The 18,042-nt window shown below is 66.2% G+C and carries 19 protein-coding genes and 1 pseudogene; 4 read left to right on the top strand and 16 right to left on the bottom strand.

Annotated features, from left to right (window positions below; translation table 11 throughout):
* Nucleotides 1–633: 633 nt before the first annotated feature.
* The 11 genes and pseudogenes from J5X86_RS43165 to J5X86_RS43115 form a co-directional block, all read right to left on the bottom strand.
* Nucleotides 634–1,089, bottom strand: coding sequence for a hypothetical protein (locus J5X86_RS43165; protein WP_208522087.1), 456 nt, complete (start codon nt 1,087–1,089; stop codon nt 634–636).
* A 110-nt stretch (nt 1,090–1,199) separates the two neighbouring features.
* Nucleotides 1,200–1,909: pseudogene (locus J5X86_RS43160) on the bottom strand (aldo/keto reductase).
* Between the two features lie 68 nt (nt 1,910–1,977).
* Nucleotides 1,978–2,568, bottom strand: coding sequence for an AAA family ATPase (locus tag J5X86_RS43155; RefSeq protein WP_308124895.1), 591 nt, complete (start codon nt 2,566–2,568; stop codon nt 1,978–1,980).
* Nucleotides 2,565–3,167 carry a 3'-5' exonuclease gene (locus J5X86_RS43150; protein ID WP_208522086.1) on the bottom strand — a complete coding sequence of 201 codons (603 nt, stop codon included), beginning with the start codon at nt 3,165–3,167 and terminating at the stop codon, nt 2,565–2,567. The genes J5X86_RS43155 and J5X86_RS43150 overlap by 4 nt, the downstream gene beginning before the upstream one ends.
* The gene (locus J5X86_RS43145) at nt 3,164–4,348 is read right to left on the bottom strand and encodes a radical SAM protein (RefSeq protein WP_208522085.1); all 1,185 of its coding nucleotides are present in this window, start codon (nt 4,346–4,348) and stop codon (nt 3,164–3,166) included. Before J5X86_RS43145 ends, J5X86_RS43150 begins: the two co-directional genes overlap by 4 nt.
* A 26-nt stretch (nt 4,349–4,374) precedes the next feature.
* On the bottom strand, nt 4,375–5,415 hold the full coding sequence (locus tag J5X86_RS43140; protein WP_208522084.1) for a nucleoside-diphosphate kinase: 1,041 nt from the start codon (nt 5,413–5,415) through the stop codon (nt 4,375–4,377).
* The gene (locus J5X86_RS43135) at nt 5,412–6,437 is read right to left on the bottom strand and encodes a thymidylate synthase (protein WP_208522083.1); all 1,026 of its coding nucleotides are present in this window, start codon (nt 6,435–6,437) and stop codon (nt 5,412–5,414) included. Before J5X86_RS43135 ends, J5X86_RS43140 begins: the two co-directional genes overlap by 4 nt.
* Nucleotides 6,438–6,576: 139 nt before the next feature.
* Nucleotides 6,577–7,020: a DUF6082 family protein gene (locus J5X86_RS43130; protein WP_208522082.1), complete on the bottom strand. Its 444-nt coding sequence runs from the start codon at nt 7,018–7,020 to the stop codon at nt 6,577–6,579.
* Between the two features lie 226 nt (nt 7,021–7,246).
* Nucleotides 7,247–7,855 carry a cupin domain-containing protein gene (locus J5X86_RS43125; RefSeq protein ID WP_208522081.1) on the bottom strand — a complete coding sequence of 203 codons (609 nt, stop codon included), beginning with the start codon at nt 7,853–7,855 and terminating at the stop codon, nt 7,247–7,249.
* Nucleotides 7,856–7,865: 10 nt separating this feature from the next.
* Nucleotides 7,866–8,222, bottom strand: coding sequence for a hypothetical protein (locus J5X86_RS43120; RefSeq protein WP_208522080.1), 357 nt, complete (start codon nt 8,220–8,222; stop codon nt 7,866–7,868).
* Between the two features lie 135 nt (nt 8,223–8,357).
* Nucleotides 8,358–9,110: a helix-turn-helix domain-containing protein gene (locus J5X86_RS43115; protein ID WP_208522079.1), complete on the bottom strand. Its 753-nt coding sequence runs from the start codon at nt 9,108–9,110 to the stop codon at nt 8,358–8,360.
* A 214-nt stretch (nt 9,111–9,324) separates the two neighbouring features.
* On the opposite strand from J5X86_RS43115, the gene J5X86_RS43110 reads away from it, so the two are divergent.
* Nucleotides 9,325–9,498, top strand: a complete 174-nt coding sequence (locus J5X86_RS43110) for a hypothetical protein (RefSeq protein WP_208522078.1) — start codon at nt 9,325–9,327, stop codon at nt 9,496–9,498.
* A gap of 280 nt (nt 9,499–9,778) precedes the next feature.
* Here J5X86_RS43110 and J5X86_RS43105 read toward each other — a convergent pair whose 3' ends face one another.
* The 3 genes from J5X86_RS43105 to J5X86_RS43095 all read right to left on the bottom strand — a co-directional run bounded on the left by J5X86_RS43105 (nt 9,779) and on the right by J5X86_RS43095 (nt 11,629).
* Nucleotides 9,779–9,997 carry a hypothetical protein gene (locus tag J5X86_RS43105; protein ID WP_208522077.1) on the bottom strand — a complete coding sequence of 73 codons (219 nt, stop codon included), beginning with the start codon at nt 9,995–9,997 and terminating at the stop codon, nt 9,779–9,781.
* A gap of 715 nt (nt 9,998–10,712) precedes the next feature.
* The gene (locus J5X86_RS43100; protein WP_208522076.1) at nt 10,713–11,072 is read right to left on the bottom strand and encodes a DUF6415 family natural product biosynthesis protein; all 360 of its coding nucleotides are present in this window, start codon (nt 11,070–11,072) and stop codon (nt 10,713–10,715) included.
* A 146-nt stretch (nt 11,073–11,218) separates the two neighbouring features.
* On the bottom strand, nt 11,219–11,629 hold the full coding sequence (locus J5X86_RS43095; protein ID WP_208522075.1) for an ATP-binding protein: 411 nt from the start codon (nt 11,627–11,629) through the stop codon (nt 11,219–11,221).
* A gap of 222 nt (nt 11,630–11,851) precedes the next feature.
* On the opposite strand from J5X86_RS43095, the gene J5X86_RS43090 reads away from it, so the two are divergent.
* Nucleotides 11,852–13,243: a helix-turn-helix transcriptional regulator gene (locus J5X86_RS43090; RefSeq protein ID WP_243982966.1), complete on the top strand. Its 1,392-nt coding sequence runs from the start codon at nt 11,852–11,854 to the stop codon at nt 13,241–13,243.
* Nucleotides 13,240–14,127: an aminoglycoside phosphotransferase family protein gene (locus J5X86_RS43085; RefSeq protein WP_208522073.1), complete on the top strand. Its 888-nt coding sequence runs from the start codon at nt 13,240–13,242 to the stop codon at nt 14,125–14,127. The genes J5X86_RS43090 and J5X86_RS43085 overlap by 4 nt, the downstream gene beginning before the upstream one ends.
* Before the next feature lie 77 nt (nt 14,128–14,204).
* On the opposite strand, the gene J5X86_RS43080 is transcribed toward J5X86_RS43085, so the two are convergent.
* Complete coding sequence (locus tag J5X86_RS43080) at nt 14,205–14,534, bottom strand: hypothetical protein (RefSeq protein ID WP_208522072.1); 330 nt, start codon at nt 14,532–14,534, stop codon at nt 14,205–14,207.
* Between the two features lie 351 nt (nt 14,535–14,885).
* A complete protein-coding gene (locus J5X86_RS43075) occupies nt 14,886–15,152 on the bottom strand; it encodes a hypothetical protein (RefSeq protein WP_208522071.1) in 267 nt (88 codons plus the stop codon).
* A gap of 108 nt (nt 15,153–15,260) precedes the next feature.
* Between J5X86_RS43075 and J5X86_RS43070 the strand changes: the two genes are divergently transcribed.
* Nucleotides 15,261–17,909 (top strand): DEAD/DEAH box helicase, encoded by a 2,649-nt coding sequence (locus J5X86_RS43070; protein ID WP_208522070.1) that lies wholly within the window; start codon nt 15,261–15,263, stop codon nt 17,907–17,909.
* Nucleotides 17,910–18,042: the final 133 nt, after the last annotated feature.

The raw sequence follows: 18,042 nt of genomic DNA, 5'->3' as shown, positions 1-18,042 counted from the left end.
TTCATAAACGATCATGCGATTTGCACCAGACTCCTGTTCCATGATCGACTACGCGAGTCAAGCACAACCACAGGCTGCCGCATCCAGCCAGTCGTATGTCCATCCATGGATCCCGAGGAGAGGCGCACGTGCCACCATCCGGCTTTCGTCGAGCGACCCTAATGATCACCTTTGTGGCCTTTGTATGCATTCCATACATCGTCGCTTTGGGCCCCTCGACTTCGGCCACCGCTTAACCCCGGCGTGCCGGACGCCCCCATCTCCGGCACGCCCTCAAGCAACGCCAAATCCAGGCTGGACAGGCTCACCGACCCGCAGTGATCTGCGCTCCAGGAACTGGGCGTGGAGTGGGCCTGAGCCATACCAGCCTTTCCGCTTTTCCCGATGCGCCCTGGATAACCTTGCCGTCATCGCCATGCGCTGTCGGCTAGGCGCCTAGACTTGGGGGCCCATTCCGCCTTCCCTCATCTGAAGCATCTCGGTCTCGCTCCGCTCTCTGCATCCATAGCGCCACCGGGAATTCAGTGAGGGTTGCTAGTACTCGTGGAACAGTTCGGCAACGGTGGAAGAAGTCGGGCGAGAACATGACACGTGTGAACCAATTCTTGATATCTCAAAGGATACTCCGCCGTATCAGGGAAACGCGGCCCTTCGTTCACCTCGCAGTGGGCGGGAGCCGGTGGCGGAGTCGGTGCGGCTTACGACTCCGGCTTCGAGATAAGCCATCTCCTCTTCGGCCAGAGCCTTAAGCCCGGCAAGGACCCGTGCTTGGGCCAGAGTGGGGAGAGCGGAGGTCACCTGCGCGATGGGAAGCATCCACAAGTCCGCTCGCCCGTCGCGGTAGGTGAGACGAGCAGCATCGGCATGGGTGAGGGGCTTGGTAGCCACGACATAGGTGATGATCTGTCGACGGCGCATCTGAACCCAGTCAACGGCGACCTGTCGAAGGACGAGTATCCCTCTCGGCGCTCCCAGGAGAACTTTTGAGGCGGCCCGCTCCGGGGCTTGCCCGTTGTGGACGGGGCCGCACGGCACGAGCAGGTCGCCGCGTAGTTCGGCGACGAGTAAGTGGGTGGTCTCGACGGGCACGAGTAAGGACACTCCCACCAGCGGCGGCCGCCAGTTCTCGTAGGAGGCCGTCTTCCGTATGTGGCGCTGGCGAGCAGCCGGATTCGCGGTGGTCGGCGTGGGTGTTTGCGTCATAACCGCCCGCCCGTCACGGCGGCGACGAGTTGGCGGAGGTGTTCCGGTGAGCTGGTGCTGGGGATGGGTGCGACGTGGTTCCCGAGGTGAAGCAGCCAGTTGAGAGCTGCGTCGATATGCCCCTGCCGTGCGAGACTACCGGCGTCGAGGGGCCGGTACGGCACATAGGGGATGGAGAGGTCGCGGCAGAGTTCGAGTGCGGTGTCGTGCCGGTCTCCGCTCATGTTGAAGACGTTCTGCACGGCGGCGATGGTGATGTCATTGGTGACGGTACGGATCTGCTCGGGCGTGACCTTCGACAGACCGATGTGCCCGATCTTGCCCTCGTCTTTCAGGGCTTGGAGTGTGCCGATCTGGTCCGCGACGGGCACTTCGGGGTCGATGCGGTGGAGGTAGCAGAGTTCGAGCCGGTCCATGCCCAGTCGCGTAGGCTCGCCTCGACACATGTGCGCAGGTAGACGGGGTGGCCATGCGGGACCCACGTGTCCGGGGCGGGACGGGCCAGGCCCACTTTGGTCGCGATCAGTACGTGCTCGGGGTACGGGTGTAAGGCATCGCGGATGAGGTGTTCGACGGTGTGGGGCCCGTAGGCGTCTGCGGTGTCGATGTGCGTGATGCCGTAGGTGTGGACGGCTTGGCGGAGCACTGTGAGCGCGGTGGCGCGGTCGGCGGGGTCGCCCCAGATGCCGGGGCCGGTCAGGCGCATCGTGCCGAAGCCGAGCCGGGAGACGGCCTTCCCGGCGATGGTGATGGCGCCCCCGGGCGGCGTGATGGTCATACGGCGGCCTCCTGGAGGCAGAGCTGGAGGGCACGTTCGATGGCGCGGGTCTGGCTTTCGTGGTCGCTGGTGACGCGCTGGTGCGGGATCCCGTCGTCCGCCAAGATGCCGTGGACGTGACGGTCCACCAGGAGGCGGTAGCGGTGGTCGTAGTCGTGGCTCTGATCGACGGGTACGTCCGGGCCGAGAACGGTCGCCAGGAGGAGGTCGTACTTCGGCGCCTGCGTCGAGGCGAGGAGCCGCAGGTGTTCCCTCTCCAGCCGGTGCGAGTGCGCGCCGCGGTGCTCAAGGGCCGCGTGGTAGTACGCGAGGGCGTCGAAGGAGGCGCGGTCGACGAGGACGACGTCGGCGCCTTGTGCTGCGGCGGCGATGTCGTCGGCGATGCCCTGCGTGATGATCCACTCGGTGGAGGCAGCGGTGTGGTGCTGCATTTTCGGCAGGCCGATGGCCGCGGCGCGTTTGGCGAGTCGGCCCGTGCGGGCCACGGTGAGCCCGTGGCCGCGCAGTTCCATCTGGATCCGCTTGAGCAGTGTCGTCTTGCCGGTGGAGTGGGTGCCGAGCACACCGATACGGATGGGCGTGTTCACCACAGGGTCGGGTCCTCTTCTGGTTTGGGGGCGCCTGGCAGGCCGGGCGGCACGGCCGCGGCGACGAGCTGGTCCCAGGTGTCGTAGTGGCTGGCCATGGCGATGAGGAGCTGTGCGGTGGCGTAGGCGTCGTAGGTGGCGCGGTGCCGCTGGGCGGGAGCGGTCGTGAGGTCCGGCGCGGTGTGCTTGATCAGGGCGTCGAGGCTGTAGCGGGACAGGTCCTTGTACGTGGCCTTGGCCAGGCGGAGCGTGTCGAGAACCCCGGACGGTTCCCACTTGGGCAAGTGCGCCTTGAGCACTCGGTAGTCCGTGTGCGCGTTGTGGACGCAGATCCACGCCTTGCCCAGGAGCCCGTGGACCTGCTCGGCGATCTCTCCCCATGCGGGGGATTGCGCCAGAAGTCCGTTGGTCAGACCGTGGATGCCGGCGGCGCGGGAGGTGACAGGCCGGGGCGGGCGAATAAGCCACGCCCCGGCCGTGCTGGTATCCGGCCCGCCGTCGCAAATGGGAAGGGCGGCCACCTCGACCAGGTCGGGCGGGTTGCTGCCGTTGCCTTCGACGTCCACGACGAACAGCGCGGGCCAGGCGGCGAAGTTCATGGTGCGGGTGTTCCGTTCTCCGCCGGCCAGCCGATGGGGGCACGGCCATGCCGGCGGTAGTGGTGAGGCTTCTCGCGGTCGTGGCACTGGTAGCCGTAGCCGTGCTGGAGGTAGTAGCGCGGCGGCTCGTCCAGACCCTCCACGATGATGGCCCGGTCAGTGATCTCAACGGGCCCGGTCGCGCCAAGGGCTCGGGCGCTTGCGGTGACATCCGCGAAGTCGGGCTTGGCCCAGGCCGAGTCGCACAACGCGACCTGCTTCCGGGGGCAGACGTCGCACAGTTCCCAGATGCCGTAGTGGCCGTTGTAGTCGGGCTCGCCGTGGGCGTAGGCCACGCCGCAGCTCGTCTTGCGGGACAGCGCTCCCCACGGGGCGGAGACGTCGGCGGGGATGCGGAAGGCATCGAGCACCCGGCGCTCGGCCGCCTCGGGAAGGATCTTGCGCCGGGCGGTGTCCTCGTACGGTGTGGGCAGCCCGTGCGCCTGGTAGTAGGCGGCGATCTCCTGGCGGAAGAACAGGCCGGTGAAGACCGTGGCGTGCGCATGCCGGGAGAGCTCGCGCGCCCGCTCCAGGTGGGCGTCGGAGTCATTGAGACCGGGGACGATCGGCCGCCAGTACAGGACGGCGCGGTACCGCTCGGCGTGCTCGTAGAGGGTGCGCAGGCTCTCGGCGGCGATCTGGGAGTCCACCGGCTCGATGGCCTCGTGGTCGATGCCGGAGTGGGTGACCAGCACGGTCAGACGCAGGTTCTGGATGCTGTTGAGGACCTCGCAGTCCCCCGGGGAGACGCGCCAGCGGGTGATGACCAGGACATGGTTGGTCAGGCCCCGATCGTCCAGGTGACGCAGCACGGTGAACAGGTGCGGTTTGACGGCCGGCAGCATGGGGTCGGTCGCCCGGTTCAGGAGCTGGAGCGGCGTGGTGTGCGGCCGGAAGTACGGGTGCTCGACAAGAGCGGTAACTGCCTCCTCGTCGCTCATCAGCCGACGGGGGACCTTCATCTCGAAGTTGCCGAAGGTATGGCGGATGCAGTATCCGCAGTCCAGCGGGCAGCCGATGATCCAGTTCAGGGAGAGGCCGGACTTGCGGTACTCGATCACGTCCGCCAGGGCGGGCTTCAGCTCCCCGATCTTTTCCGTGGGGAGGATCGGTAAGGGGCTGTGCTGGTGCGGCTCGCTCATGATGCCTCCAGTTCGGGGGAACGGCGTCAGGTGTCGACAGACGTGCGCTGGTGCGGGGGGCTCGGCGGTGAGAGCAGGGCTCGGCGATGGGCGCCGTACCAGGTGCCGAAGTCGCGTCGGGCGGCGTCCGGGTCGTCGCTGGTGTGCACGAGGTTGCGGACCAGGCGCCGCTCGGCGAGCGCCGCGGCCAGACTGTCGTCGCCGAGGTCGCCGCGGATGGTGCCGGGCGCGGCCCGGGTGGGGTCGAAGTGCCCCAGGAGCTGACGAAGGCGGTGGTGTACGCCTGGTTCTCCGTGGGCCAGTGCCACCGTGACGGGGCGGTTGGCGTACTCCGCGTCCAGGCAGGCGGGGATGTCGCGGTCCGGGAACCAGTCGGCGTCCACCAGCAGGTCCCAGTAGTGCACATGTGCCTGCCACGCCTGAACGGTCAAGTCGAGCTGGCCCGCCACCGCGACCTGGGCTGCGCCGATCCGGTCCAGGACGGCGTCCACCAGGCCGCGCTCGACCGCGTCGGGCTTGCACAGGATGACCGAGCACCGCTCGAAGCCGGGATCGGCGGCTCGGCGGCCGTCGCTGAACCAGGTGCCGAAGTCGCGGCGGGCGGCGTCGGGATCATCGCTGGTGTGCACGAGGTTGCGAACCAGGCGCCGCTCGGCGAGCGCGACGCTCAGACTATCGTTTCCGAGGTCGCCGCGGATCGTCCCGGCAACGGCCAGCGTGGGGTCGGTATGCCCGACGAGCTGTCGCAGCCAGGCGTGGATACCAGGCTCACCGTGGGCGAGCGCCACGGACACCAGGCGGTCGGCGAACGCCTCATCGAGGTAGGCCGGCAGATCACGGGGGGCACGCTTGGCGTCTGCGAGCAGATCGCGGTACACAACGTGGGCCTGCCACGGCTGCGCCACAAGGTCCATGCGGTCCGTGACGGTGACACCAAAGGCTCGGATCATATCGAGCACACGCGGGACCAGGCCGCGTGCCACGCAGTCCGGCTTGCACAGGACGACCGCCCAGCGGTCGAAGTCGACGCCGTCGACCACGGCGCCGCTCGGCGGCTTCCGGCTCACTTCTCGCCTCCGTCCAGGGCGGCAGCGCAGGCCAACCAGCGGTGGCCGACGAGCCACCGCAGGCCCGGGTCCAGAGCATCGATGACCTCGGGGTTCACCGTGTCCGCGTGGTCGTGCTGGATCTGCCGATAGACCTCAAACAGCAGCACAGCCTGCTGCCAATAGGGATCGAGGTCCGAACTCGTGATGTGTGCCGCGCTGTAGTGGGCCTTGTTCGTGCGCAGCACCTCCTCGTGCTCAAGGACGCGCGCCACGGTCGCTGCGGTGGTGCCCACTGGCATCGCCGGGAACGGGAACTGGATCGGCGCGGACCGGGTGACGGCTTCCAGCAGGACTCGGTGGACACGCTCGGCGTTGCGGTCGCAGACGTGGGCCGAGCCGATGAAGTGGGTGTAGGAGCCCAGCTCAAGACCGAGCTGGACGGCCGCGAACTCCTGAAGCATGGTGAAGCTGAAAACATCCGACAGCAGACCACAGTCGAGATCGTTGGCCCGCATGTAGCACACCATGTGCAGCCGCTCATCCCGCACCAGGAAGTGCAGCCCGGCGAGGCACGCCATATCCGGGTTGTCACTGATCGCCAGCTCGTCAGCGGCGAAGACGGGAATGTAACCCCGCTTGCTGTCCCGCTCGCCGCGGAGCAACTCCAGGACACGGTCAAAGGGCGACACCGTGTCGCCGTCGGCCGGGTTGAAGATCGTGTGCCCATACGCGGACCCGCCCAGATGCATGCCGTCCCGGGAACTGGAGCGCATGGACGGCGCGTAGTAGCCGATCATCTCCAGGTCCCTGCGGCCGGCCAGGTACCAGAGTGCTTCGGCGAAGTGGAAGACCGGATTCACCTTACGCGCTGCCAGGAAGGGCAGTCGCCGGCGCGGCTCCGACAAGCGGAAACTCGCGCCGATCACCTCACGGGCGTCGTTGCCACGGGCAGAGATGCGGTGATCGTGATCCTCGGATACCAGCCTCAGTAAGGCCAGGTATGCCTCTTCGAGGCCGGGGAGGCTGAGGGGTGTGAGCATGATTCTCCTTGGACGTGCAGTCACGGCCGCGGCCGGTCGGCGGGGATGCTGAGCCCGGCCCTTGCCTCACCAAGGAGTGGCCGTCGAGGGCTGCCACGGACCGAGCGCCAGCCCGGTTCGCGGCAGCACGGGCATTCGGTCAGGTGGCTACCGTGTCAACGGCCGCCATGGCCGCGTGCTCGTCGGCCATGATCGCATTGAAGGTGCGATCGATGCGGTCCACCGCCTCCTCCTCACGGAAGCTCCCGAGAGTCGCCCAATACGTCCGGCCAACCTCGCGTGCCATCAGCCACCTCGCTTGGACCCTCAAGGAGGCCCTATCGAGCAGTCCTGCCCGGAATTTGACCGACAGGAGGCTGATCAGCCGGTTGCAGTGCAGGATCTCCCTGTACTCCTCGTCGGGTAGCTCGCCGGGGGCTGTCCACATCACCCGCAGCTCGGGATTGGACACCGCATCGGAGATCAGCTCCTGGTGTATCTCCTCGGCATGCAGGGCGAGCCGCTGCCGGGCCTGCCTCTCGGACTGCACAAGCCGCGCGATACCGACTGCGGCGATGGCGAGAACGACGTATGAGGTCTTCATCCCACACCTTTCGTAGTGACTGGTAGCGGAAAACTGCCTCCGCAGCCCATTCGGGGTCTCCCTACGGGAGCGAGATAGGAATTTGGCGAGGTGAGTGAGCTGCTGGTGCTCGGTGCATTTGCCGCGAGAGGGCTTCTGTCGGTTGCCCCGGCCAGCCATGGCTCGGCCGGGGCAACCTATCTGTCGGTGCCCGCGGAGTGTTAGCAGTCACCTTGCCTTTTGGGTGTCACACCGGATCGTCCGTAATGGCAAACACCAGATGCACCGAATACCCTGGAAGGTCCGGAGTGCTCACCTCATGTTTCACCCCCTGCGGCAGGATCAGCACATCTCCAACCCTGGTGACTATCTCCTCGGGTGCACCGGTTGTTTCCGGCCACACCAGCCAGCGTTTCGCACCGTGCATTTGGGTGATCACGCCGAGCCATTCGTCATCGTGCGCGCCAAGGTTGCGGTCCCCCGCGTGCGACTCGTAGGCCGAGCAGATTACGTTACGGCGCATCATCGCAGTCAGTTGAAGTGTAACTGCGCTGACCCAACCATCGCTGCGAACGTGCAGACTCTCGTAAACACGCGTGCGCGGCCGATCCCGATAGGCATGGAATACCTCCTCGTTACGGGACTCGCGGACGAATTCTGTTCCATCGACCAAAGCAACTGTCTGCCCGGCTGCCTTCTCTTCCGCCAACGGCAGGGAGACCTTCTCGATCCATGAAGCATCGAACACTTGCCGCACGTGTACCGGCTGGCTCGCTGTAAGCCTCGGCCAAAACGCCGAGCCAAGGCGCCCGAGGAAGCTGAAGGCCACGTCGTGGTGTGCATGAGTGCCCATCATCCAGCTGCTCCTAGGTCGCGTAATGGTGCCCGGTGCCCCCAGGGACCCTGTCTACGGCCTTGCAATCCGATGCCACCGGGTTACTTGCGTGATCGATAAGCGATTCATCCGACGGGTCGATGACCTGGGTTGCGTGGAGAACGTCCCCGAGGCTGAGTTGGGTCAGCTTACGAGGGCGAATCTCGATCACACGCTGCTCTGCATTCACGTCCTGGACCAGGACCTCGTCATCGGAGATCTTGAGCCCCGATGGCACGAACATGAGCCGGAAGCACCCGCCGATCTCATGCTGCTTGAGCACCTCGGCCAGCTGCCGCATCAGATTCGCCTGCTGCTCAACCACCGGTTCGGAGGCGAGAACTGTCACCTATTTCTCCTTCTGTGAGTGCGTGATCTCTTACATGAACCCAGCGCGATACGTCGCGCTCCACCTATTCCGCGCCGGGAGTGTGATACCGCTCGGGGCACCGGGAGCGGCGTCGACCGGTGCCCCGAGCGGGGCCTATTCAGACCTTGGCCCGACTCGCCTTGGGAAGTCCTCCAGCTCCTTAACTGGTCCGGTGGACTCCTGGGCAGGGAGACGGCAGGAGATGCGGGCAGCAGCCTCTACCGCGTTCTTGATCACCTCTCGGCGGAACGAGCAGCGTGTCCGCCGAGAGGGGCTGGATAGCGACAGGACGGCGGCCAGTTCCCCATCGCGGCCGCACACCGCCACCGCCAGGACCAGGCCCTCGTCGGTGACACCCTGCGCCCAGCCGCGATGCCGTATGCCCGAGCACACAGCGGCATCACTCCCGGTGACATGGCTCCGGCTGAGCCGCTGCCATGCGAAGAAGACTCGTGAGACAGGGTCTGTCCCCATCGCCACTGCCCTGACTGGATTGCGGTCACTGGGTGCCGACTTGTACCGCAGGGCCTCGGCGACGCAGATCCGCTGATCGCCGTACCGCTGATGAAGACGAACGGACCTTGCGCCGGTTGTGGCCCTCAGTGCGCTTAGCTCCCGCCGCAGTTCACGATCTGCCATCGCGTGCTGCGCCACCATTGCCAGGTGGGTCAGCCTGGGACCGACAATGAACTGTCCCTGCTGGTCATCGACCAATCCCAGATTCTGCATAGCGAGAACGAGCCGATGCACCGTGGGACGCTTCAGGCCGGTTTCTGAAACCACCGTTGGCAGACACGCTGGCCCCTTTTCCAGTACAGCGAGAATCGCGGAAATTTTGTTGAGCACACCGACGCTGCTCGGCACCATACTCGGAGCAGTAATCGTCATCATCTCCCTTAACTGGATCGCCAGACGGAGTGCATGGAGTGGGCCCGGCGTCGCGCGGTCTCGACTTTCCGATGAGCAGCTGCCCGGACTGGTGCCGTCGGGAGATTGACCCAAGGTCCCTGGTGATCGAGGAGCTGGTTGCGTCATCCCGTGTCGGACCGAGAAGGCCGAACTCCCAGCCACGCTCAATGAGATGTGCCTGTGTTTTGGCGCCCAGCAGTGTCATCAGCTCGCGCACGTCTCTGCGTACGACGTCCGCACGGGCCCCGATATTCGCAGCAATCCACCCCAGATCCCGGCCACCCGCCAAGCCGCGGAGAACTTCGCACTGTCCCGCGCGGAGCACGATGTCCGCATCGTCGATTGACTCGGGCGGGGAGATCTCCCCGAGCACGTAGGCCCGATGCACGGCACCCGGCCGTTCGGGTGAGTTGAGCTTCGCCGAGGCGTATCTCAAACAGTCGGCCACCCTAGCTGTACACACCCCCATTTCCGTGACCGCTTCTGCCGGAGTCATACCGCCCGCTGTGAGCTGGAGGGCTTCGCGCTCACGAGCAGAGAGCTTCAGACGGCGTGGCGGTTGGCTGGTCACCATGCCCCTTTCCAGTTTCGATGCGCATTGACGCGACGACACGGGGATAGACGACTCAGGCGGCGGTCTGCCCGGTCAGGTCTTCAAGGTCCATGGCCGTGCAGCCGTGGAGCGTGACGACCTCGCGGCAGGCGAGTGTCCAAGGCAGTCGCGGGTCGCCATACGCCACGAGCGTGAACTGCTCGCCGTCGCCGGGTACCGGCTTGAGAGTCTCCGGCGCATACACGATCCCGGCCACACCCCAGACTGTGACGTCTTCCACCAGCACCGCCACACACTCCCGCCGCAACGGAGCCCGGCCCCGTACCGCTTCAGGGACACAGCTACCGCACACAGGTGGCGTGGCAGTCCTCTCTCCATCTGTGATCGGCCTGCCGGATACCGCGTGCAACAGGAACAGTTGCCGCCCACGTTGGTCATCAGTGGGTCGGCCACAGAACTGGCACAGCATGTGATTCATCGCCTGCCGCTGGCGCAAGGCGTGCACACGATCGAGCAGTGGCGCGCCAGATCCAGGCTTGACCGGCACCCTGATCCACAACGCACCGCGCCGACGGTCGGCGATGCCGTATTCGTCCGCGTAACCGATGCCCATACCGCCGCAGCCGTGTCGCGTCGTGACCAGGGCCGGGGGCGCATTCTCTCCTGTCCACGGAGCGATGTACGGCACGCGAACGGTGCCCGCGAAGTACTGACGCGGCCGTGGACGCCGAAGGGGAACACCGGCGCAGTCCGGCGACAGCCAGCCAGTGGGGGACGGGCACTGGTCCCGACGCATGGTTCAGTCCTCTCGGATGTGTGCTCTTCGTGGGTGGTACAGCCACTCTTCGACAACCTCGAGACTCCGCGGGGAACGGGGAAGGCGCCCAAGAGGGAGTAGTGGGTCCGCGTCCCACGCCTGGTTTTGCCGCCGCCCCTCCCTTCCTGGCAGTTGGAGCAGAGGCGGCGGCCTGCCCCCACCAGACGTGAGGGTGGTCCAGTTGACGCAATCATGAATCGACATCGATGTGCCCGGTCCGGGAAAGGCATTCCATCAGCTCGTTGGTGACCCAACCCAGCTGACGAAGGTGACCGACCGCCTTCCAGTAGCCGCCGGGGACGGTCACGGAATGCAGGTCGTATGCGCGCTCGATCAGCAGGGCTGCCTCACGGTCTGATCTGCCTGCATGGCCCGCGAGGGCGATAGCGACGAGTCGTGTGAGGCTGCTCTGTATCCGCTGTACAAGCCCATCGATCTCGCCAGGCGAAGGTGCCTGGTCGCCCAGAGCGTCCGCCAAGTCCTCATAGATTGTGTCCTGAAGCGGCTCCCACTCCTCCAATTTCGCTAGGACTTGGGCGAGGGTGTCCACACCTAAAGGAGGTACCCACCTCTGGGTAGTTCGGCTCGATGGTGAACGATGGGGCAGCCCCGTCCGGTTCATCACTGACTCCCGACCGCGGCGGTATGGAAGGTGGCTCGTCAACGAGACGGGCCTGGACATCGGGTGTTCTACCGCTAGGTCGTCTCCCCTACGTAGACCCACACATCCTTTCCGGCGCCGGTCACGGACACAGAGACGTCGTCGGCCAAGTCCCGTACAAGCCGCCAGCCTCGACCGTTCTCAGCTAGCTGAGCGGGAACCACCTGCACGGGGACGCGGGCGTCTCGGTCACTGACGATCGCCGTAACGCCGCCAGGGACGCGTTGAACGAGAAGACTGACCATCTGCCATCCGTTTTGGTCCGGATCGGTGTGCTGACACACGTTCGTCAGCAGTTCATTGACAGCGATGAGCATGCGCTCACTCGCCTCGTCGCCCACTTCCCAGAGGCGCAAGTGCGCGCGGACGATGCCACGTACGGCTGCCAGATACTCGGACTTCATGTTGAGGCCCATGTCGAGCTGGCCATGCACGCTTCTGGCCATGGCTCGCGAAGAAGCATCCTGAGCGGGGGGCTCAAGTAGTGATTTCATCGCTGCTCCGTCCGTTCTGCCGAAGCCCTTCAGCAGGGCACGGTTGCGGTGTGTACTGGAAGCGCATCGGTCAGCAACTATTCACGCAGAGCAAGCAGGGAACGTGCAGGGCTTGATGCCGAGAGCCTGAAAGTTCGGCATCACGAGTCACAGGGACAGGGAATGCCGCAACCGATGAAGCAGCTTGACCCCGGGGCCTCCCCCCGGGAGTGGTTCGGCAACGAGCTGCGTCAGCTGCGTATCGCAGAGCAGATGTCGGCCCGCGAGCTGGGCCGGTTAGTGCAGGTCAGCGACGACATGATCCTTGCCATCGAGAAGGGCAAGTACCCCAGCTGCCGGGAGGACCTGGCCAAGCGTCTGGACGATGTCTTGAAGACAGGCGGGCTCTTCCAGCGGGCCTGGCCCATGGTCTTCGGCAGCCGTGATGCCGATAAAAGACGGCGTGATGCCGATAAGACGAGGGCGGAGAGCGGGGATGTACCTGTTCAGGTGCGGTCAGGCCGCATCCTGAGCAGTGACGAACTTCCAACCCCCTCTGGGAGCCGTGATCCCATGCACCGACGCTCGTTCTTCCAAGTCGGCGGCATCGCTGCCATAGCCCCCTTCGACCTCACACAACTGTTCGCCCCCTCCGACCTCGCAATTCCAACCGCCATCCGCCCCAGCGACATTGCCCAGGTCAGCGACGTAGCTACGGCCGTCAGCGGCTGGGACAACAGATTCGGCGGTGGGGGCATGGTCCGCGGCCTAGGCAGCCGAGCCATGCAATGGTCGGCCGGCCTCCTGCGAGCAGAGTGCCCCGCCCCTCTCCGTTCCGAACTCTTCGCTGCTGTCTCACGACTGGGCATGGTGGTGGGCGCCTCGGAGTTCGACGCCTATGCGCACGATGACGCCCGGGGGACCTTCAAGTTCGCTGCGGACTGCGCCGAAGAGGCTGGCGACTGGCACCTCCGGGCCAGTACCTACTCGTGGTTGGCCCGACAGGCGGTCTGGATCGGTGCACCTGACGACGGGCTGACCTATGCGGAGAAGGGCCTCGTTCGGTCCGACCGCCTCACCGCCACCGAGCAAGCCATGTTGCACACCGCCCGAGCTCGAGCTTTCGGCAAGATGGGTAACGTACGAGAGACAATGGCCGCAGTCGGCCAGGCTGACGACGCCTTCACGCAAGCCCGGCCAGCAGAAGACCCTGCGTGGATGGCGTACTACGACGCCGCACAGCACAACGGTGACACCGCGCATGCCCTCTTTGACCTTGCCATCCTCGCGGACCAAGATCCTGGGCGAGCAGCCCGTCGCTTCTCAGCTGCCGTGCAGGGGCATACCGATGCCTTTAAGCGTTCCCGCGCCATCTCTCGCACCAAGCTGGCCGCGCTGCTCATGGCCAAGGGAGACCCCCGGCGGGCCGCTCAGATCGGGCATGACGCCCTCGATGAGGTCGGCCGACTCACCTCGCAGAGAGCCATTGACGATCTCCGACAGCTACGGTCGTTCGCTGCCAAGCACCGCAAGATTCAGGAGGCGAACGCCCTACGCGAACGGATCGGCGCTACGGTCTCGGTATGACGACATCGGCAGCCACGCCCGCCCGCCAAGCCGTGATCCAGGCGTGCGCAAGCGTCGGACTGGACGCCGCAGCGGCTGAGCCCGTGCGCCTCGCCGAGAACCAGACATGGAGACTCCCCGGCCAAGGAGTGATCCTGCGTGTGGCCAGGGTCGGCCAACTCGATACGGCCAGTCGAGAGGTACGCGTTGCGCGCTGGCTCGCGGACAACGACGTCCCGGCCGTGCGCCCTCTGGACATTGATCAGCCTGTCTTGGCCGCGGAGCGGCCTATTACTTTCTGGGCTGAGCTTCCTGAGCACGAGCACGGTACGGCAACGGACGTGGCGGCCCTGCTGAAGAGCCTCCACAGGCTCCCGAAGCCAGATATCGCGCTCGGCTACCTCGACCCATTCGTTCGGATAAGCGAACGAATGGCCGCGGCGACCGCCATCAGCCAAGACGACGCGCAGTGGCTCCATGGGCTGCACCAGGATCTGGTTGCAGCGTGGGCTGAACGGCCAACCGGGCTGCCCGATTGTGCTGTTCACGGCGACGCGTGGCCTGGCAACCTCGTGCGTACTGCCACTGGCCGGTTGATGATGGACTTGGAGCGGTTCTCCGTGGGGCCGCCGGAGTGGGACCTCGTCTCCACCGCAGTGGGCAGGATGACGACGGGGGCCGTCACCGCCGAGGAGTATGACGAATTCTGCGAGGCGTACGGAGCTGACGTGACGGAGTGGGACGGCTACCAGACCCTCGCAAGTATCCGGGAGCTCCGTATGGTGACATACGCCCTTCAGCACGCGGCCAGCAACCCTGAGTGGATCGGGCATGCCCAGTACCGGATCGACTGCCTACGTGGTCGCTCCGGCCCTCGTCCCTGGGTGTGGAAAGGCATTCTGTGATGTCACCGTCCGCTGAGCACCCAGCTCGACGGCTACTCGCCCCAGCCTGACGCGACGTCGGCTTCATCCTGACCCGGCTATCGGTATCTGCGAGTCGGCACCATAAATGACGTCGCCGTAGCCTTCCCCTCCTCGCCCTCGTCCTCAGGGTCATTGGGAGCCGAAGCCTGACGTACGGCTTCGATCTGCCGCTCGATGCCGCGCAAGTTCTCTTGCAGATCCATGGTCACGACACCATCGACGGTGACCTTCAGCGGGTCGCCAAGCAGCTTCGCTCGCCGCTCCCCCAGCACCTCCAGTGCCACCGCACGAGCCGACCGCAGCCGGAAGAACCGGCGCTCCAGGTCGGCAGGGTCCGTGTCCGGTCCAAGCTGCGCCAGCAGCCACGACCGCTGGAACTCATCCACCAGCCTGCCCTTTCTCATCTGTACGGGAGCGGCCCGCCACCAGGCGTCCCCGGTGGCGGGCCATGGGTCACGGTGCCGCCGAAGCGGGCCGCGAGCAGCGCGGCGGCGACTTCTTCGCACTGCCTCCTGCCTCCCCGGGCTCCGGGTCGACCGTCTTCTCTGCGGTCGGGTCCGGCTCACCGACCGCGATTGGCTGCGACCCGCATTCCTCGGGCGGAACCTCCCAAGCGTCGGGGTTCGTCACCAGGACGGCGAGACGCGGTTCGGGCTCCTCGTCAGGCAGAAGGATCAGTTCCTCCTGTGTGGCCGGATCCTGCACGTACACGGCGGCTTTCAGCCGAGGCACCGGCATCACAGGACCTTCGCCACGATGTACGCGTCCGGGGTGTGCATGACCGGCATGCCGACCGCCGCGCCCTTGGTATAGATCTGCACCGGATCGTCCTGGACCCCGCGAGTGATGATGATGCCCGGCGCGTGCTCGCGGATGATCTCCGGGTTCGTGCCACGCGAAATTACCAACGCCTCGGCCGTCACGCCGACTTGGGTCTGCGCCCACTTCTCCCGGTCCGGTGGGATCAGGCACCACAGGTCTTCCGGCAACACCTTGCGCGGCATGCCGAGCAGGGCGCGGTGAGCAAGGACGGTACGGTGTCGGGCAGCCCTGCACGCCATCCCGGTGATCTTTCCGGAGCGGGCAGGAACGAGCAGGGGAGGATTCCTGTCATGTCAGGTCTCCAGCTTCGGGTACATCAGGTGGAAGCGAACAGGCGTATCCGCAAGTGGGTGGGATTCCCTGCAAAGGCATCACCTGTGCCCGCTGTGGGCGTCAGAGGTGTGGGGGTGTCCGCGACCGGTACCGGGAAGACGATCACCGCCGCGTGGGCCGCGCTGGAGAACTTCCGCCACGGCCGGATCCTTGTCATGGTGCCCACCCTCGATCTGCTCGTGCAGACCGTCCAGACGTGGCGCAGGGTCGGCCACCACGGGCCCATGGTCGCTGTGTGCTCCCTGGAAAACGACGAGGTGCTGCAGCAGTTGGGGGTCCGCGCGACTACGAATCCGATCCGGCTCGCGCTGTGGGCCGCGAAGGGGCCGGTGGTTGTGTTCGCCACCTACGCCTCTCTTGTGGACCGCGAGGACCCGGAGGACCCCACGGGCCGGGGACGCGTCCGCGGGCCGCTGGAGGCGGCCCTGGCTGGCGGGGACCGGCTGTACGGGCAGAAGATGGAGTCGTTCGACCTGGCGGTCGTGGACGAGGCCCACGGAACCGCCGGAGACCTCGGACGGTCCTGGGCAGCAATCCACGACAACCAGCGGATTCCCGCGAGCTTCCGGCTCTACCTCACCGCCACCCCGCGCATCCTCGCCTCCCCCCGGCCACAGAACGGCAAGGACGACCAGGAGCTGGAGATCGCCTCGATGAGCAGCGACTCCGCCGCCTACGGCCAATGGATTTTCGAGCTCGGGCTGAGCGAGGCAATCGAGCGGAACATCCTCGCGGGCTTCGAGATCGACGTCCTGGAGATCCGCGACCCCGAGCCGGTCCTGGGGCACTCGGAGGAAGCGCTGCGGGGCCGGCGCCTCGCTCTCCTGCAGACCGCACTCCTGGAGCACGCGGTGAGATGGAACCTCAAGACGGTGATGACATTTCACCAGAGGGTGGAGGAGGCAGCCGCGTTCGCGGAGAAACTGCCCAAGACGGCTACGGAGCTGTACGCCACCGACGCCTTCGACGACGCCCTGGCCAAGGCGGAGAAGAGGCTGCCGACGTCGTCGATCGGCGCAGAGTTCTACGAGCTGGAGCCGGGCCGTCACGTCCCGCCGGACCGGGTATGGTCGGCCTGGCTGTGCGGCGACCATCTCGTGGCCGAGCGACGCGAGGTCCTGCGGCAGTTCGCGGGCGGTATCGACGCCAACAACCGGCGCGTGCACCGCGCCTTCCTGGCAAGCTGTCGCGTGCTCGGGGAAGGCGTCGACATCACCGGAGAACGCGGGGTGGAGGCGATCTGCTTCGCCGACACCCGCGGCTCTCAGATCGAGATCGTCCAGAACATCGGCCGAGCACTCAGGCCGAACCCTGACGGCTCCACCAAGGTGGCCAGGATCATCGTGCCCGTGTTTCTGGAGCCCGGCGAGGATCCGACGGACATGGTCGCCTCCGCCTCGTTCCGCCCCCTTGTAGCCGTGCTCCAGGGCCTGCGCTCGCATGATGAGCGCCTGGTGGAGCAGCTCGCCTCCCGCGCTCTGAGCCGGGGCAAGCACGAGCGCCAGATACACGTGAAGCGCGACGAAGAGGGCCGCATCGTCGGGACTGGCAGCGAGGACCAGGAGCAGGACGACACACAGGCCACCGCCGAGTCGGCGCTGCTGCGCTTCTCCAGTCCGCGCGACGCGGCGACCATCGCCGCGTTCCTGCGCACCCGGGTCTACCGGCCCCAGTCACTGGTATGGCTCGAGGGCTACCAGGCCAGGCGGCGCTGGCGGGAAGAGAACGGCATCACCGGGCTCCACGCGACCCCCTATGACGCGGAAGCAGCCATCGGCGTGGTCCGGTTCCCTGTGGGGCGCTGGGAGACGCAGCAGCGCCGTGCTGCCCGTGCCGGGGATCTCGATGCCTGGCGCCGCGAGCTCCTGGACGAGGAAGGCATGGTGTGGGAGCCCGGGGAGGAAGCCTGGGAGGCCAGGCTGGCTCTCTTCCGCTCCTACCGGCGCGCCACCGGGCACCTCGCCCCGCGGCAGGACGCCGTCTGGAGCGAGAGTGATGCCGAAGCCCAGCCAGTCGGCCAGCACGTGGCCAACATCCGCAGAAAGAACGGCCTGGGCAAGAACCTTGAGCGGGCTGAGACCCGCGCCGCGCAGCTGGCGGAGATCGACCCCGACTGGAACTGCCCGTGGCCGCTGGACTGGCAACGCCACTACCGCGTCCTCGCCCAGCTCGCCGAGGACGAACCCGGCGGCCACCTGCCCCACATTCCCCCGGGCGTGCTCTTCGAAGGCGACGACCTTGGGCGATGGCTCCAGCAGCAAGCAAACAACTGGACATGCCTGTCCGACGAACAACGACGACGGCTGACCGCGCTGGGCGTGACACCGACGGAACGACCCGTTGCTGCGGCCAACAGCGGTCAGAAGGCGGCGGAGAAGCTGTCAGCGGCCTTCCAGCACAGTGTGGCGGCTCTCGCACAGTTCATCGCCCGCGAAGGACACCACCGCGTCCCCAGAAGCCACGTAGAGGAAATCACGATCGACGGCCAGCACACAGCAGCGAAGATCCGGCTTGGAGTGTTCATGAGCAACACAAAATCCAGGCGGGACAAACTCACCAAGCCGCAGCGCGCCGCTCTGGCCAAGCTGGGCGTGGAATGGGCCTGAGCCCGATCAGTTCGGAGGTCGGCCCACAGGATACCGGCAGACCGTTCTCCTCGTCACCGTCCTCACCGGAGGTTGTACCGGGGCCCCTGGGCATGGACACAGGCCTCGCGCTGTCGGACGCCGCACCACACAG

The sequence above is a fragment of the Streptomyces sp. NEAU-YJ-81 genome, from assembly GCF_017592595.1.
GTDB classification, from domain to species: Bacteria; Actinomycetota; Actinomycetes; order Streptomycetales; family Streptomycetaceae; genus Streptomyces; species Streptomyces hygroscopicus_B.
This window is presented reverse-complemented; position numbering and strand designations above follow the sequence as displayed.

Bases quoted from the DNA above. Each gene is read 5' to 3' on its own strand.
- J5X86_RS43085 (WP_208522073.1), top strand. From the start codon at position 13,240: ATGACGACATCGGCAGCCACGCCCGCCCGCCAAGCCGTGATCCAGGCG.
- J5X86_RS43095 (WP_208522075.1), bottom strand. From the start codon at position 11,629: ATGGCCAGAAGCGTGCATGGCCAGCTCGACATGGGCCTCAACATGAAG.
- J5X86_RS43145 (WP_208522085.1), bottom strand. From the start codon at position 4,348: ATGAGCGAGCCGCACCAGCACAGCCCCTTACCGATCCTCCCCACGGAA.
- J5X86_RS43115 (WP_208522079.1), bottom strand. From the start codon at position 9,110: ATGGTGCCGAGCAGCGTCGGTGTGCTCAACAAAATTTCCGCGATTCTC.
- J5X86_RS43090 (WP_243982966.1), top strand. From the start codon at position 11,852: ATGAAGCAGCTTGACCCCGGGGCCTCCCCCCGGGAGTGGTTCGGCAAC.
- J5X86_RS43125 (WP_208522081.1), bottom strand. From the start codon at position 7,855: ATGATGGGCACTCATGCACACCACGACGTGGCCTTCAGCTTCCTCGGG.
- J5X86_RS43130 (WP_208522082.1), bottom strand. From the start codon at position 7,020: ATGAAGACCTCATACGTCGTTCTCGCCATCGCCGCAGTCGGTATCGCG.
- J5X86_RS43110 (WP_208522078.1), top strand. From the start codon at position 9,325: ATGTGCCTGTGTTTTGGCGCCCAGCAGTGTCATCAGCTCGCGCACGTC.
- J5X86_RS43135 (WP_208522083.1), bottom strand. From the start codon at position 6,437: ATGCTCACACCCCTCAGCCTCCCCGGCCTCGAAGAGGCATACCTGGCC.
- J5X86_RS43070 (WP_208522070.1), top strand. From the start codon at position 15,261: ATGTCAGGTCTCCAGCTTCGGGTACATCAGGTGGAAGCGAACAGGCGT.
- J5X86_RS43150 (WP_208522086.1), bottom strand. From the start codon at position 3,167: ATGAACTTCGCCGCCTGGCCCGCGCTGTTCGTCGTGGACGTCGAAGGC.
- J5X86_RS43075 (WP_208522071.1), bottom strand. From the start codon at position 15,152: ATGCCGCGCAAGGTGTTGCCGGAAGACCTGTGGTGCCTGATCCCACCG.